14 protein-coding genes are annotated in these 14,016 nt (G+C 63.5%); 11 read left to right on the plus strand and 3 right to left on the minus strand.

Features of this window, described 5'->3' with window-relative positions:
* Positions 1 to 3: 3 nt before the first annotated feature.
* From PCA31118_RS16305 to cysM, 8 genes are all read left to right on the plus strand, one after another.
* On the plus strand, positions 4 to 297 hold the full coding sequence (locus tag PCA31118_RS16305; protein WP_017232087.1) for an integration host factor subunit beta: 294 nt from the start codon (positions 4 to 6) through the stop codon (positions 295 to 297).
* A 248-nt stretch (positions 298 to 545) separates the two neighbouring features.
* The gene (locus tag PCA31118_RS16310; protein WP_044454725.1) at positions 546 to 839 is read left to right on the plus strand and encodes a LapA family protein; all 294 of its coding nucleotides are present in this window, start codon (positions 546 to 548) and stop codon (positions 837 to 839) included.
* A gap of 60 nt (positions 840 to 899) precedes the next feature.
* Positions 900 to 2,075, plus strand: a complete 1,176-nt coding sequence (gene lapB, locus PCA31118_RS16315; RefSeq protein ID WP_150626157.1) for a lipopolysaccharide assembly protein LapB — start codon at positions 900 to 902, stop codon at positions 2,073 to 2,075.
* 21 nt (positions 2,076 to 2,096) lie between these two features.
* Positions 2,097 to 3,470, plus strand: coding sequence for a UDP-glucose dehydrogenase family protein (locus tag PCA31118_RS16320; RefSeq protein ID WP_044454729.1), 1,374 nt, complete (start codon positions 2,097 to 2,099; stop codon positions 3,468 to 3,470).
* Between the two features lie 17 nt (positions 3,471 to 3,487).
* Entirely contained in the window at positions 3,488 to 4,477 is a 990-nt protein-coding gene (gene rfaE1 / locus PCA31118_RS16325; protein ID WP_150626158.1) for a D-glycero-beta-D-manno-heptose-7-phosphate kinase, read from the plus strand.
* Positions 4,474 to 5,478: an ADP-glyceromanno-heptose 6-epimerase gene (gene rfaD / locus PCA31118_RS16330; RefSeq protein ID WP_150626159.1), complete on the plus strand. Its 1,005-nt coding sequence runs from the start codon at positions 4,474 to 4,476 to the stop codon at positions 5,476 to 5,478. The genes rfaE1 and rfaD overlap by 4 nt, the downstream gene beginning before the upstream one ends.
* Positions 5,479 to 5,739: 261 nt before the next feature.
* The gene (locus tag PCA31118_RS16335) at positions 5,740 to 6,441 is read left to right on the plus strand and encodes a ComEA family DNA-binding protein (protein ID WP_150626160.1); all 702 of its coding nucleotides are present in this window, start codon (positions 5,740 to 5,742) and stop codon (positions 6,439 to 6,441) included.
* Between the two features lie 126 nt (positions 6,442 to 6,567).
* Entirely contained in the window at positions 6,568 to 7,470 is a 903-nt protein-coding gene (cysM, locus tag PCA31118_RS16340) for a cysteine synthase CysM (protein ID WP_150626161.1), read from the plus strand.
* A 76-nt stretch (positions 7,471 to 7,546) separates the two neighbouring features.
* Here the strand turns inward: cysM and mltB are convergent, their stop codons facing one another.
* Positions 7,547 to 8,812 (minus strand): lytic murein transglycosylase B, encoded by a 1,266-nt coding sequence (gene mltB, locus PCA31118_RS16345; protein WP_246190269.1) that lies wholly within the window; start codon positions 8,810 to 8,812, stop codon positions 7,547 to 7,549.
* 483 nt (positions 8,813 to 9,295) lie between these two features.
* On the opposite strand from mltB, the gene PCA31118_RS16350 reads away from it, so the two are divergent.
* Together PCA31118_RS16350 and PCA31118_RS16355 are read left to right on the plus strand one after the other, a co-directional pair.
* Positions 9,296 to 10,219 carry a histone deacetylase family protein gene (locus tag PCA31118_RS16350; protein ID WP_150626162.1) on the plus strand — a complete coding sequence of 308 codons (924 nt, stop codon included), beginning with the start codon at positions 9,296 to 9,298 and terminating at the stop codon, positions 10,217 to 10,219.
* A gap of 148 nt (positions 10,220 to 10,367) precedes the next feature.
* A complete protein-coding gene (locus PCA31118_RS16355; protein WP_150626163.1) occupies positions 10,368 to 11,189 on the plus strand; it encodes an enoyl-CoA hydratase in 822 nt (273 codons plus the stop codon).
* A 39-nt stretch (positions 11,190 to 11,228) separates the two neighbouring features.
* On the opposite strand, the gene PCA31118_RS16360 is transcribed toward PCA31118_RS16355, so the two are convergent.
* A complete protein-coding gene (locus PCA31118_RS16360) occupies positions 11,229 to 12,002 on the minus strand; it encodes a ferredoxin--NADP reductase (protein ID WP_150626164.1) in 774 nt (257 codons plus the stop codon).
* 102 nt (positions 12,003 to 12,104) lie between these two features.
* Positions 12,105 to 13,040: an alpha/beta hydrolase gene (locus PCA31118_RS16365; RefSeq protein ID WP_150626165.1), complete on the minus strand. Its 936-nt coding sequence runs from the start codon at positions 13,038 to 13,040 to the stop codon at positions 12,105 to 12,107.
* 422 nt (positions 13,041 to 13,462) lie between these two features.
* Between PCA31118_RS16365 and PCA31118_RS16370 the strand changes: the two genes are divergently transcribed.
* Positions 13,463 to 14,016, plus strand: a 554-nt coding sequence (locus tag PCA31118_RS16370) for an electron transfer flavoprotein subunit beta/FixA family protein (RefSeq protein ID WP_150626166.1), incomplete at its 3' end; no start/stop codon positions are given.

Below are 14,016 nucleotides of genomic sequence, written 5' to 3' on the forward strand. Positions count from 1 at the left end.
CCTATGACCAAGTCTGAATTGGTCAACCAGTTGGCGGCGCGGTTTCCCCAGTTGGTGCTCAAGGATGCCGATTTCGCGGTGAAGACGATTCTCGACGCGATGGCTGACGCGCTTGCGCGCGGTCATCGAATCGAAATCCGCGGCTTCGGCAGCTTTGGGCTCAACCGTCGGCCTCCGCGCGTCGGCCGCAATCCGAAGTCGGGCGAGAAAGTGATGGTGCCGGAGAAATTCGTGCCGCACTTCAAGCCCGGCAAGGAATTGCGAGAGCGGGTTGATCACAAGGCGTCGGACCAATAAGGCCCTTTGGGATCTACTACGCAAGAAAAGCGCCTTCGGGCGCTTTTTTTGTCTCTGGCGCTCGGCAGCGAATCGCGCATGCGGGCGATCGCCACAAATGTGAAGCCCTTTGCAGGAACGACGCCTCGCGGAGCACATCCGGTACAATACGCCCACGTGCCGACCCGGTGCGTTGGGCGCTTCGATGCCCCGTACGGGCGGCCCAAGTTGCAAAACATACGGCAATCCTGCCGCAGGAGCCTTTCGGCATGAAGCTGATTGTTTGGATCGTTCGTCTGATCGTGTTCGTGGTGTTGCTGTGTCTTGCGCTCGCCAACACCGGTGAGGTCACGTTGAACCTGTTCCTGGGTCATACGTGGACGGCGCCGCTCATCATGATTGGCCTGGCGTTTTTTGTGGTCGGCGGCATCATCGGCGTACTTGCCACCTTGCCGAGCCTGATGCGCCAACGCCTGGAACTGCGTCGTACGCGCCGCGACCTTGCGCGCGCCCAGCGTGACCCCGAGGCGAGCGATCAGCCGCCGATGCTACCGCCGGTCTGACACGGCGCGGCGCGCGACACTCGCCATCTTCATCGACTGTTTCAACGACAACACGCATTCATGGAATTCGAGGTCTGGTGGCTTCTCGCCATCCCCGTGATCTTCGGCTGTGGCTGGGTGGCTGCGCGACTGGACTTGCGCAGCCTGCTCTCGGAGAGCCGCAATCTGCCGGCATCCTATTTCCGCGGTCTGAATTTTCTGCTCAACGAGCAGCCGGACAAGGCGATCGACGCCTTTATCGAGGTCGCGAAGCTCGACCCCGAGACGACCGAACTGCACTTCGCGCTCGGTAGCCTGTTTCGCCGTCGCGGCGAGACCGAGCGCGCCATTCGCGTGCATCAGAATTTGCTCTCGCGCGACGATCTTCCGCAGGCCGATCAGGAACACGCCCTCTATGAACTCGGGCATGACTTTCTGAAGGCCGGGTTGCTCGATCGTGCGGAAGACGCCTTTGGCCGGTTGCATACCGGCGCTTACGCCAAGGCTGCGCAGCACGCGAAGCTCACGATCTATCAGATCGAGAAGGAATGGCGCAAGGCGCTCGCAGAAGCCGAAATGCTGAGCGATCTCGATCCCGCCGTGTCGTATCGCAAGGAGATTGCACAGTTCCATTGCGAGTTGGCGCAGGAAGCGCTGCAGCGCAAGGACGTCGAAGCGGTCGGCCGCGAGCTGGATGCCGCGCTTGCCATCAATCCGGCAAATGTGCGTGCGCCGCTTCTGCGTGGCGATATGCTCCTCGCCGCTGGGGACGCCGAAGGCGCGTTGCAAGTGCTGCGCACGATCGAAGCGCAGAATCCGATGTATCTCGGGCTGGCCGCCAAACGCGTGATGAAAGCGTACGAAGCGCTGGGGCGTGCGCCGGAGGGACTGGCGATGTTGCGTGACGCATTGCGCAAGAACCCGTCGGACGATCTGCTGGAAATCGTCTACGAGAAGACGTTGTCGCTCGAAGGGCCGGAGGCCGCGCTTCAGTTGATGCGCGAACAGATGCATCGCGCGCCGAGCGCGCCGGGCATGGCGCGCCTGCTCGAAGCGAATGCGGTGACCGCGCACGGCGATATGCAGTCCGACCTGCAACTCATGGGCAAGCTGATTACGCAGCGGACCAAATCGTTGCCACGCTACGTCTGCGACCAGTGCGGGTTTCGCGCCCGGCTCTTCTATTGGCAGTGCCCTGGCTGTAATGGCTGGGAGACGTACACGCCGCGCCGTGCCGACGTGCCGGCAGCATCATAAGTTTCATAACATCGCAAAATCATGAAGATCACCATCATCGGTTCCGGCTACGTCGGCCTTGTCACGGGTGCCTGTCTCGCAGACGTCGGCAACGACGTGTTCTGTCTCGACGTCGATCCGCGCAAGATCGAGATCCTGAACAACGGCGGCGTGCCGATCCACGAACCGGGTCTCCAGGAAGTCATCGCACGTAACCGCGAAGCCGGCCGGCTGCAATTCTCGACGGACGTCGAGGCCTCGGTCGCGCATGGCGACGTGCAATTCATCGCCGTGGGCACGCCCCCCGACGAAGATGGCTCGGCAGACCTGCAATACGTGGTGGCCGCCGCGCGCAACATTGGCCGCTACGCCAAGAGTTTCAAGGTCATCGTCGACAAGTCGACGGTCCCCGTCGGCACGGCTGACAAAGTGCGCGCAGCGGTGGCCGAGGAACTCGCCAAGCGCGGCGAGGACGTGAAGTTCTCCGTGGTCTCGAACCCCGAATTCCTCAAGGAAGGCGCGGCGGTGGACGACTTCATGCGCCCGGACCGTATCGTGATCGGCGTGGACGACGACGCCGACGGCCAGCAGGCGCGCGCCATGATGAAGCGCCTGTATTCGCCGTTCAACCGCAATCACGAGCGCACGCTGTACATGGATGTTCGCTCGGCGGAATTCACCAAGTACGCCGCCAACGCCATGCTGGCCACGCGTATCTCGTTCATGAACGAGCTGGCCAATCTCGCCGATCGCGTGGGCGTTGATATCGAAGACGTGCGTCAGGGCATCGGTTCGGATCCGCGCATCGGTTACCACTTCCTCTACGCCGGTTGCGGATATGGTGGTTCCTGCTTCCCGAAGGACGTTCAGGCGCTCGTGCGCACTGCCGAAGACTACGGTTTGCCGCTACGAATTCTCAACGCCGTGGAAGCCGTCAACGAGACGCAAAAGACGGTGCTGATCGACAAGATCGTCGCGCGTCTGGGCGACGACCTCAAGGACAAGACGTTTGCGCTGTGGGGCCTGGCGTTCAAGCCGAATACCGACGACATGCGCGAAGCGCCGAGCCGCCGCGTGATCGCGGAGCTGGTGCGTCGCGGTGCGCGCGTGCGTGCATACGACCCGGTGGCCCTCGAAGAGGCACGTCGCGTTGTGGCGCTGGACTTCGCCGACGATGCGCAGGCGCACAGCCGCGTCGAATTCTGTGCGACGCAGAACGACACGCTGAGCGGCGCAGACGCCCTGGTCATCGTCACCGAATGGAAGGCTTTCCGCAGCCCTGACTTCGCCAAGGTGAAGTCCGCGTTGTCGCTGCCGCTGATCTTCGACGGCCGTAACCTGTACGAGCCGGAAGCCATGCAGGAACTGGGCATCGAGTATCACGCCATCGGCCGCGGGCTGAGCGAGTCCGCTTGAATTTCGAGGAACGACGCATGACTTCGACGGCAACTTCGCTCACTCGCACGGTTCAGGCGCCTGGCGTGCCCAAGGTGGCCCGCGAGGCATTCAGCCATGCACGCGTGCTGATCGTTGGCGACGTGATGCTCGATCGCTACTGGTTTGGCGACGTCAATCGCATTTCGCCGGAAGCGCCCGTGCCGGTCGTGCACGTCAAGCGCAACGAGGAACGTCTCGGTGGCGCGGCGAACGTGGCGCTCAACGCCACGTCGCTGGGCGCCCAGGCCGGTCTGCTTTGCGTGCTCGGTGAAGACGAACCGGCCGAGCGTGTGGTCGACATGCTCGATGCGAGCGGCGTGACGGCGTTCGTGACGCGCGATGCCGATCTGGCGACGACCATCAAGCTGCGCATCGTGTCGCGTCAGCAGCAATTGCTGCGCATCGACTTCGAAAATCAGCCGGCGCGCGAAGTGCTGCTCGCTGTGCTCGATCAGTATCGTCAATTGCTCTCGAGCTACGACGTCGTGCTGCTCTCGGATTACGCCAAGGGCGGCCTGACGCATGTCCAGCCCATGATCGAGGCGGCGCGAGCCGCGGGCAAGCCCGTGCTGGTGGACCCGAAGGGCAGCGATTACGAGCGTTATCGTGGCGCGACCATCCTCACGCCGAACCGCGCCGAGTTGCAGCAGGTCGTGGGGGTGTGGCGCTCGGAAGACGACCTGACTTCGCGCGCGCAAAATCTGCGCGAGTCGCTGGGACTCGAAGCGCTGCTGCTCACGCGTTCCGAAGAGGGCATGACGCTTTTCACGGAAGGCGGCGCATTGCACGTGCCCGCGCAGGCGCGTGAAGTGTATGACGTCTCAGGCGCGGGCGACACCGTGATCGCTACGCTGGCCGCGTCGCTTTCAGCCGGTCTGCCGTTGCCGCAGGCGGTCGTGCTTGCCAACCGCGCGGGCAGTATCGTCGTGGGCAAACTGGGTACCGCGACCGTCGACTACAACGAACTCTTTTCCGACCTGACATGACCATCATCGTGACGGGCGCTGCGGGCTTCATCGGCGCCAATATCGTCAAAGCCCTCAATGAGCGCGGAGAGACCGACATCGTCGCGGTCGATAACCTCACGCGCGCCGACAAATTCCGCAACCTCGTCGATTGCGAGATCAGCGATTACCTCGACAAGACCGACTTCGTTGCGCGTTTTCAGCGTCGCGAATTCGGTCGCGTGCGCGCGATTTTCCATGAAGGCGCCTGCTCCGACACGATGGAGACGGACGGTCGCTACATGATGGAGAACAACTTCCGCTACACGCGTGCGTTGTTCGAGGCGTGCCAGTCGCAGACAGTGCCGTTCCTCTATGCGTCGTCGGCGGCGACCTATGGCGCCTCGGAGACGTTCGTGGAAACGCGTGAGTACGAGAAGCCGCTGAATGTCTACGGCTACTCGAAGTTTCTGTTCGACCAGATCGTGCGACGCGCAATGCGCGAAGCGGGCGGCAAGTTGCCGAGTCAGGTCGCGGGCTTCCGTTACTTCAACGTCTACGGGCCGCGCGAGGCGCACAAGGGCCGCATGGCGTCGGTGGCGTTCCATAACTTCAACGAATTCCGCGCCAATGGCCGTGTGAAGCTCTTCGGCGAGTACAACGGGTATGCCGCCGGTACGCAAAGCCGTGACTTCGTGTCGGTCGAGGACGTCGTGAAGGTCAACCTGCATTTCTTCGATCATCCGGAGCGCAGCGGCATCTTCAACCTGGGGACCGGGCGTGCACAGCCGTTCAACGACATTGCCGTCGCCGTGATCAATACGTTGCGCGAGGAGGCCGGCGAAGCGCCGCTTTCGCTTGACGAGATGGTGAAGCAGGGGATCGTCGAGTACATTCCGTTCCCGGATGCACTTCGCGGCAAGTATCAGTGCTTCACGCAGGCGAGCATCGAACATCTGCGCACCGCCGGGGGGTATCAGCAACCGTTCTTCACCGTGGGCGAGGGCGTTTCGCGCTACGTGCGCTGGCTGCTGGCGCAGTAAGTTCGAGCAGCGGTGGACGCCGACGACACGGGGAGCCAGACGGCTCCCCGCGTTGTTTGCGGGGCATTCAAGGGCACCCAAGGGCATTCAGAGGGCATCCAAGGGCATCCAAGGGCATCCACACGGCATTGTGGCGGGCAATGCGCTACGCGATGTGGGGGGATCCATGTCATCCTGGGGGCGACTGAGGCGTTAACTGGGTATCGGCGGTATCGGGGTATCGGCGGGTACCGGCCCGAGTGACCTTTCAAGGAACAGATCATGCTTCGCAAACTCTTGCTGGCGGTTGTTACCTTTTTTGCCCTGTGCTGCCTGGCCATGGCCGCCGTCGACATCAATACCGCCGATCAGGCGCAACTCGAGACGCTCAAGGGCATCGGGCCGGTCAAGTCCAAGGCCATCATCGACGAACGGAATGCCCATGGGCCGTACAAGGACGCCGACGACGTCGCCAAGCGCGTCAAAGGGCTAGGCGCCAAGTCCGTGTCGTCTCTGCAAGCCGAAGGGATGACCATCGGTGGGAAGGGCGGTGGCGCGGCACCGGCAACGCCCGCAACTTCTGCCAAGGCGCCAGCGGCGAGCCCCGCTCCGGCGCCGGCCACGGCCACGCAAAAGACGCCGACACCCACGCCGTCTGCCGCGCCGACGCCGACCCCTGCCTCGGCCGGGCCGACTGCTATCCCGGCAAAACCGGCGACATCAGTCACACCGGCCACACCGGTCACACCGGCCGCGGCCCCCTCGTCGGTAACCCCTGCTGCGGGCGCGGCTGATGCCAAGGCATCCAAATCGGGGAAGTCCAAGCAGTCCAAGACGACCGACGCTTCCAAGAGCACCCCACTGGCCGCAACGGCCCCTGCGACGGCATCCGCACCGGCTGCACCCGCCGATGCCGCGTCGTCCAAGTCATCCAAGTCGAAGAAGGCCAAGGCGCCGGCGGCAGCAAGCGCGCCAAAGCTCTGACAATCCGGAAGCGGCAAATCGCCGGGTGTGCGCGAGCGCGCCGCCCGGCCGGAAGACCTCAGCCTGAGCGCGCTGATGGCCGGTGGATTAGAATGTTTCGATTCCCGACCGAAAAAGCTTAGCGCAATGGCCTATAAGACTATCGAAGACACCATCGGCAACACGCCGCTGGTGCAACTGGTGCGTTTGCCCGACGACGAAGTTCGCCGCCGCAACAACGTGATTCTCGGCAAACTCGAGGGCAACAATCCGGCGGGGTCGGTGAAGGATCGTCCGGCGCTGTCGATGATCAAGCACGCGGAGTTGCGCGGGCGCATCAAGCCGGGCGATACGCTGATCGAGGCGACCTCCGGCAATACCGGCATTGCGCTCGCCATGGCAGCGGCCATTCGTGGCTACAAGATGATCCTCATCATGCCGGAAGACCTCTCCATCGAGCGTCGTCAGAGCATGGGCGCGTACGGCGCACAGATCATTCTCACGCCGGTCAAGGGCGGCATGGAGTATGCCCGCGACCTCGCCGAGCAGATGCAACGTGACGGACGCGGCATCATCCTCGATCAGTTCGCCAACCCTGACAACCCGCTCGCGCACTACGAGAGCACCGGTCCGGAAATCTGGCGCGACACCGAAGGCCGTGTCACCCACTTCGTCTCGGCCATGGGTACCACGGGCACGATCATGGGGGTCTCGCAATATCTGAAGGAGCAGAGCGAGGCGGTCCAGATCATCGGCGCCGAACCGGCGGAAGGCTCGCGCATTCCCGGCATCCGCAAGTGGCCGGAAGCCTATCTGCCGAAGATCTTCGACCGGGCGCGTGTCGATCGCACCGTCTCGGTAACGCAGGCCGACGCGGAAATCATGGCCCGCAGACTCGCAGCCGAAGAGGGCATTTTCTGCGGTATCTCGGCCGCCGGCGCCTGCCAGATTGCGCTGAACCTGGCGCACGAAGTCGAGAACGCGACCATCGTGTTCGTCGTATGCGATCGTGGCGACCGGTATCTGTCGACGGGCGTGTTCCCGGCGTAATCGCGAGCGCTGCCACATCAACGAGAACGGGACCCTCAGGTCCCGTTTTTCGTAAGGTGACGGCGAGTCTCAGGCGTTACGGCGCACGTGCCGCCTTGATCGCGTCGGCCAGATCGTACACCGACATCGCGTAGAAAAAGCTGCGGTTGTAGCGCGTGAGCACGTAGAAATTCGTGAGACCCATGCGGTACTGCGTGGCTTGTCCCGGCGTCGGCAGATCGACGATCAGCACCGGCGTGTCGAGCGCCGAGCCGACATCGAGCCTCGGCTCGTTCATCAGCATGCCTGCCTTGATGAAGTCGCTGAGTTTCCAGTGCGGTTCGGGTTGGCCGTCGGCCCCGGCTTCCGCCAGGCCCTGACTGCCGCGATCGTTGGCGATGTTCCACACGACGGGCTGACCCGGTTGCCATCCGTGCTGCTTGAGGAAGTTGGCAACGCTGCCGATGGCGTCGGCCACGTCGCTCGTCAGATTGATCTTCCCGTCACCGCTGTAATCGACCGCGTAATTCCGGATCGATGACGGCATGAACTGCGGAATGCCGATGGCCCCGGCGTACGAGCCATAGATGCTGAACGGATCGACGCTGCGCTCACGCGCGTAGAGCAGCAGGTTTTCCAGTTCCTTGCGGAATAGCGCCATGCGCTCCGAGCGGTTGCGAGCGGGCGGGTAATCGAACGCGAGGGTGGTGAGCGCATCAATCGTGCGGAAGTTACCCATGTTGCGCCCGTAGATCGTCTCTACACCGATGATGGCGACGATGATCTCCTCCGGCACGCCATACTCCCTGGCGGCCCGCGAGAGCGCTGCGGCGTTCTGGTTCCAGAACCGCACGCCGCCGTTGATGCGCGTGTTGTCGAGGAACCGCTTCTCGTAATTCGTCCAGTTCTTCTGACCGGGGGTAGCGGGCGGCGCAGCGAGTCGCGCCGCCGTCTGCGAGAACACGACGCGCGAGAACACCTTCTGCAATTCGCTGCGATTGAAGCCGTCGCGCGCCACGATGTCATTGATGAACGCGTCGACCTCCGGATTCGCCGCATAGCGTTGCGGTATCACTTCCTCTTCAAACTCGGTCTGCGCGGTCTGCCGGGGGCCTGTCTGCGCGTGCACGCCCACGCTCGTCATGGCGAGTGCACCGATGCACAGCGCAATGCCCAATGCGCCGATGGCGCGAAGCGGATTCGGGCGCTGCGAACGACGAGCGATCATGAGGGGTTGCCCGACCGATGGCGTGGTGCGGGCGCTGTGCGCGGCCATCGTGGGATGGCGGCCATGGTCCGGTCGATGAGTGGGGCGCGCGTGCGCCGATGAGAAAGCGTCGTACATCCGTACCGGTGAAGTCATGCTGTCTGTCAGGCCTGTATGAAGTCGAATGTGGCGCGGTCCACTCGGGAACCACCACCACGCTAGTCGCGTTGAAACTCACGTCGACCTGAGTCGATGCACATCTACCACGCGTGACGATCCGACATGTCACTCGACGTGCGTTAATACCTAGAGCGTCAACCATTCATGCCAGTTCCGGCCGTCCCGAATTTCGGGAGATTGGCCCTTACCGGCGGACACGGGTCTGCTGGGAGACTGCCTGGCAGTATAACCGAGTGCACCTGTGATACCTTAAGGCCTGTGCACTGTCTGTGACAGTGTTCATGGGGGATGCCGGCCATCGGCACGCATTTGCAAGTGACGTGATCGCATGCGAAGTCACGTTGCCGCAATGCGAGTCAGGCTCCGCACTCGGCCGCTACCGGACGTGGAGACCACGGCGCGGCGGGCATTCCCCGCCCGTCTCAATATAACGATTCGAAGCGATAGGCGACACAACGAATGGCTACCGGGTTCTATACACATCCCGATTGCGTCCGTCATGAGATGGGCGAGTGGCATCCGGAATGCCCGGAGCGGCTGCGTGCCATCGAGGACCAGCTGATCGCAGGCCGCATCGATGGGCTTCTCGAGCGCCGTGAAGCGCCGGCCGCCGACGAGGCCAGCCTGCGGCTGGTGCATTCGCAGGACCATATCGATTTCGTTCGCGACAATATTCCCGAGTCCGGCTATTTCCCGATCGATCCCGATACGCTGCTCAATCCGTACTCCTGGCGTGCCGCCACGCGTGCCGCCGGCGCTGCCGTTGCCGCGACGGACGCCGTGATCGGTGGCGAACTCGATAACGCATTTTGCAGCGTGCGCCCGCCGGGCCACCACGCCACGCCCACGCGTGCGATGGGCTTCTGTCTGTTCAACAGCGTGGCGATTGCGGCCGCGCACGCGCTCGAAGTCCACGGGCTCTCGCGCGTCGCCATCGTCGACTTCGACGTGCATCACGGTAACGGCACGGAAGCGGCCTTCGGCAACGACGAGCGCGTGCTCATGTGCGGCATCTTCCAGCATCCGTTCTATCCGTTTTCCGGGGCGAACGATCCGGCCCCGAACATGCTCAACATTCCGCTCGAAGCGCGCACGTCCGGCATGGCGGCGCGTGAAGCGATCGAGTACGGCTGGCTGGGACGCCTGAACGCCTTCCGTCCCGAGATGATCTTTTTCTCGGCGGGTTTCGATGCGCACCGCGAAGACGACCTCGGTGGCCTCGGGCTTACGGAAGCGGACTTCGCCTGGATCACCAAGGAAGTGAAGGCCATTGCGGACCGTCATGCCAAGGGACGCATCGTGAGCTGCCTCGAAGGTGGCTACAACCTCTCGGCGCTCGGACGCAGTGTCGTGGCGCATCTGAAAGTGCTCGCCGACGTTTGACGTCCTGTGCCCGGCGCGCGGTGACACCTCGTGCTCGACAATACTCGACAGTACGTCGGTGAGTGATGAGCCAGGGACGGGCAGATTGCGACTGAGTAGCGACTGAGAAATGCCGCACGGCGAAGACCGCTGCGCCACAGGAGACATCATGACGTCATCGGAGTCGATGGCGGCTGCCGAGCCGCTGGTCCTCGTTTCACGCGCAGAAGGTGAGTTGGCCGGTGTGGTCACCCTCACGCTCAATCGTCCACGTCAGTTCAATGCCCTCTCCGAGGCGATGCTGGCTGCGCTGCAAGCGGCGCTCGATAGCATTTCGCATGACGACAGCGCTCGTGTCGTGGTGCTCGCAGGCGCCGGTCCGGCGTTTTGTGCGGGGCACGATCTCAAGGAGATGCGCGCCGAGCCGTCGCTCGACTACTACCGCACGTTGTTCAACCAATGCACGCGCGTGATGCTGACGATGCAGCGCATGCCGCAACCCGTGATCGCACGCGTGCATGGGATCGCCACCGCTGCGGGTTGTCAGCTGGTGGCCATGTGCGATCTCGCGGTCGCGGCGTCTGCGGCGCGCTTTGCCGTCTCCGGCATCAACGTCGGGCTGTTCTGTGCGACGCCCGGTGTTGCGCTCTCTCGTAATCTCACCCGCAAGCAGGCCATGGAGATGCTGCTCACGGGGGAGTTCATCGATGCAGAAACCGCCCGCGAGCGCGGACTCGTCAATCGCGTGGCGCCGATGGAGCGGGTCGATGCGGAAGTGGCGGCGCTGTGCCGGGCGATCCTTGCCAAGCCGGCGGCGGCGGTCGCCGCAGGCAAGGGGCTGTTCTACCGCCAGGCCGAGACCGGCATCGAAGCGGCCTATCAGATGGCCGGACAGACAATGGCTTGCAACATGATGCAGGCGTGCGCGCTCGAAGGCGTGCAGGCGTTCATCGAGAAACGTCCCCCCGACTGGGCGAAGCCTGCGGGGTGACGCCCCGTGCCGTGGCGCCGTGGCGTCGGCTCACGGTGCCTACCATTGCTTTTCGAGCACCAGCGGCCCGGGCGTTGCCGTGCGGCTCACCGCGTAGCCATTGCCGGTGAACCAGGCGCGCAATTCCTTGATCATGTCGGGATTGCCGCACACCATGATGCGCGACGTCGCGGGATCGAGCGTTGCGCCCATCGCCTTTTCCAGCTCGCCCGACGACAGTAGCGACGTGATGCGTCCGGACAGTGCGCCCTGCGTTTGCTCGCGCGTCACGCTCACGGCGAAGCGAAGCTTGTGCACCAGCGCAGGATCGACGTCCGGGTGCGAGAAGTGCTTGAGCGCCTCGTAGTAGGCAAGGTCGCGTTCCCATCGCACGCTGTGCACGACGAAGATGCGCTCGAAGCGTCGCCACACGGCGGGGTCGCGCAGAATCGAAATGAAAGGCGCGAGCCCGGTGCCGGTGGCCAGCAGCCACAGGTCCTCGCCGCCGGTGAAGCGATCGAGCGTGAGGAAGCCGTACGCGGTGTGATCGACGAAGAGTTCGTCGCCGACCTTGAGCGCGGCAAGGCGTGGCGTGAGCTGTCCTTCCGGAATTGTAATTACATAGAACTCCAATGTATCTTCTGCGGGCGAGTTCACGAAGGAATAGGCGCGCCAGATCAGTTCGCCGTCGTCGCCCGGCAAACCGAGTCGCACGAACTGTCCGGCCGTGAAATGCAGGCCGGGCGGGCGAGTGGTCTTGATGCTGAAGATCGTCGGCGTCCAGAAATGCATGCCGGTAACGGTCTGCGGCGAGTACTTCGTCTGCGCTTGCATGCCGGGGCTCCTCGCAATTCGACACGCTTTCAGTGTAACGCGCAGTGGGGTATCGCGCCGCGAGACCCTGCTCGCGGGGCGGGTTCCGCGTGAAGGCCTCGTTCAGACGTTGTGATGCGCGCCGAATGCCGGTCGCGCCGACGGCGCAAATCGTTGGGGCTCGAAGTCCGACGACGCGTCGCCGGTCTGCGGCAGGTGCTGCTCCAGCCACTGTGTCAGTTCATCGATGACCTTCTCGCGATCGAGGTCATTGAGTGTTTCGTGAAAGTGGCCCGGGTACAGGCGCAGGGTCTTGTCCTGCGAGCCGGCGTTGCCGTGAAACCGTTCGCTTGCCCATGGGGCGGTGAGCCGGTCTGCGGTGCCATGGAAGATGTAGAGCGGCAGGTGCAGGGCGTTGGCGTTGGCATGGATGCGTGCCATGGCGTCGAGCAATTCGGCGGCAGTGCGCGCCGGTGTGCCCCGATAGGCGTTGAGCGGGTCCTGCCGTGCAGCGTCCACCACGGTCGTGTCGCGGGCAATGGCGGCCGGATCGATCTTGAACACGGGGACCTTCGGCAACCAGCGCGACACCCAGCGCCCGGCCTTTTCCATCCACGGCGCCACGGGCTCCCCCGGGCCGAGCGCGGGGCTGCTGAGCATCAGTCCGCTGACGTTCGCCGGCGCGCGCGTAATCGTATAAAGCGCGGCAATGGCGCCGCCCATGCTGTGGCCCAGCAGGAACAGCGGCGTCGGCCCGAACGTGGTGCGTACGTGGGTAAGGAAGATCTCGGTGTCGTTGAGGTATTCGTCGAAGCGGTTGACGTAGACGCGTGCACCGTCGGAGCGGCCATGTCCGCGCAGGTCGTAGCTCACGGTGGCGATGCCATATGCGGCGAAGTGCTCGGCCAGTGGCGCGTAACGCCCGCCATGCTCGCCCATGCCGTGCACGATGGCCACCACGGCGCGCAGCGGGACGCGCCCGGCGGGCGGCCGCCACGTGTGGACATGAAGGGCCAGACCGTCGCTGGCGCGCAGCTTCGATTCAGAATGCGTTGTCATGTCTCCTCCGGGCGCGATGGCCGTCTTCGCCTGACGACGTAAAGCCTTCCCCACACACCGCCAACGTTCGCCGATGGTGGTGTCGCCTTTGCCGCGACGGCGCTGCAATTATCGGTTCGCTATTCGATCATAGACGTGCACGCGGCGGCGCGTTTTCTCTAGAGGAAACGCACCACGAGGAAACTGGCTGCGCGTGGCGATTTGCATAAAAATAGCACGATCGTTCGGCGCGAAACGGCGACGGACAGGCTTGGTTCCCGCCGGTGCCACTGCCGGTTTGAGCGGGATCGCGCATCTGTGGCAAATCAGAAGTGCGTCGTGAAACGTCGCCACAAAATGCCTCAAATATGCAATTTATGCGTCATTGGCCGTGTGGTTATAATGGCAGCGGATTGACGTAAACGTAACTTTGGAGCGAGTTCATGAAGATCCTGGTACCGGTCAAACGGGTAGTGGATTACAACGTAAAGGTTCGCGTGAAGAGCGACGGCACGGGCGTCGACATTGCGAACGTGAAGATGTCGATGAATCCGTTCGACGAAATCGCGGTGGAAGAGGCGGTGCGCCTGAAGGAAGCGGGCGTGGCGACGGAAGTGATCGCCGTGTCGGCGGGGGTGTCGCAGTCGCAGGAGACGCTGCGCACGGCGCTGGCGATCGGTGCGGATCGCGCGATCCTCATCGAGTCGGAGGAAGAGCTGCAGCCGCTGGCCGTGGCCAAGCTGCTCAAGGCGATCGTCGACAAGGAGCAGCCGCAACTGGTGATCCTGGGCAAGCAGGCGATCGACGACGATTCGAATCAAACCGGTCAGATGCTCGCGGCGCTGGCGAAGCTGCCGCAGGCAACGTTCGCCTCGAAGGTGACGGTGGCGGACAACCGTGCGCAGGTCACGCGTGAAGTCGATGGCGGTCTGGAGACGGTGTCGCTGTCGCTGCCGGCGGTGATCACGACGGACCTGCGTCTGAACGAGCCGCGTTA

It is taken from the genome of Pandoraea captiosa (assembly GCF_902459775.1).
Classification (GTDB): Bacteria; Pseudomonadota; Gammaproteobacteria; order Burkholderiales; family Burkholderiaceae; genus Pandoraea; species Pandoraea captiosa.

Bases quoted from the DNA above. Each gene is read 5' to 3' on its own strand.
- PCA31118_RS16360 (WP_150626164.1), bottom strand. From the start codon at position 12,002: ATGCAAGCGCAGACGAAGTACTCGCCGCAGACCGTTACCGGCATGCAT.
- PCA31118_RS16320 (WP_044454729.1), top strand. From the start codon at position 2,097: ATGAAGATCACCATCATCGGTTCCGGCTACGTCGGCCTTGTCACGGGT.
- rfaE1 (WP_150626158.1), top strand. From the start codon at position 3,488: ATGACTTCGACGGCAACTTCGCTCACTCGCACGGTTCAGGCGCCTGGC.
- PCA31118_RS16310 (WP_044454725.1), top strand. From the start codon at position 546: ATGAAGCTGATTGTTTGGATCGTTCGTCTGATCGTGTTCGTGGTGTTG.
- PCA31118_RS16335 (WP_150626160.1), top strand. From the start codon at position 5,740: ATGCTTCGCAAACTCTTGCTGGCGGTTGTTACCTTTTTTGCCCTGTGC.
- lapB (WP_150626157.1), top strand. From the start codon at position 900: ATGGAATTCGAGGTCTGGTGGCTTCTCGCCATCCCCGTGATCTTCGGC.
- PCA31118_RS16305 (WP_017232087.1), top strand. From the start codon at position 4: ATGACCAAGTCTGAATTGGTCAACCAGTTGGCGGCGCGGTTTCCCCAG.
- PCA31118_RS16365 (WP_150626165.1), bottom strand. From the start codon at position 13,040: ATGACAACGCATTCTGAATCGAAGCTGCGCGCCAGCGACGGTCTGGCC.
- PCA31118_RS16355 (WP_150626163.1), top strand. From the start codon at position 10,368: ATGACGTCATCGGAGTCGATGGCGGCTGCCGAGCCGCTGGTCCTCGTT.
- PCA31118_RS16350 (WP_150626162.1), top strand. From the start codon at position 9,296: ATGGCTACCGGGTTCTATACACATCCCGATTGCGTCCGTCATGAGATG.
- cysM (WP_150626161.1), top strand. From the start codon at position 6,568: ATGGCCTATAAGACTATCGAAGACACCATCGGCAACACGCCGCTGGTG.
- rfaD (WP_150626159.1), top strand. From the start codon at position 4,474: ATGACCATCATCGTGACGGGCGCTGCGGGCTTCATCGGCGCCAATATC.
- mltB (WP_246190269.1), bottom strand. From the start codon at position 8,812: ATGACTTCACCGGTACGGATGTACGACGCTTTCTCATCGGCGCACGCG.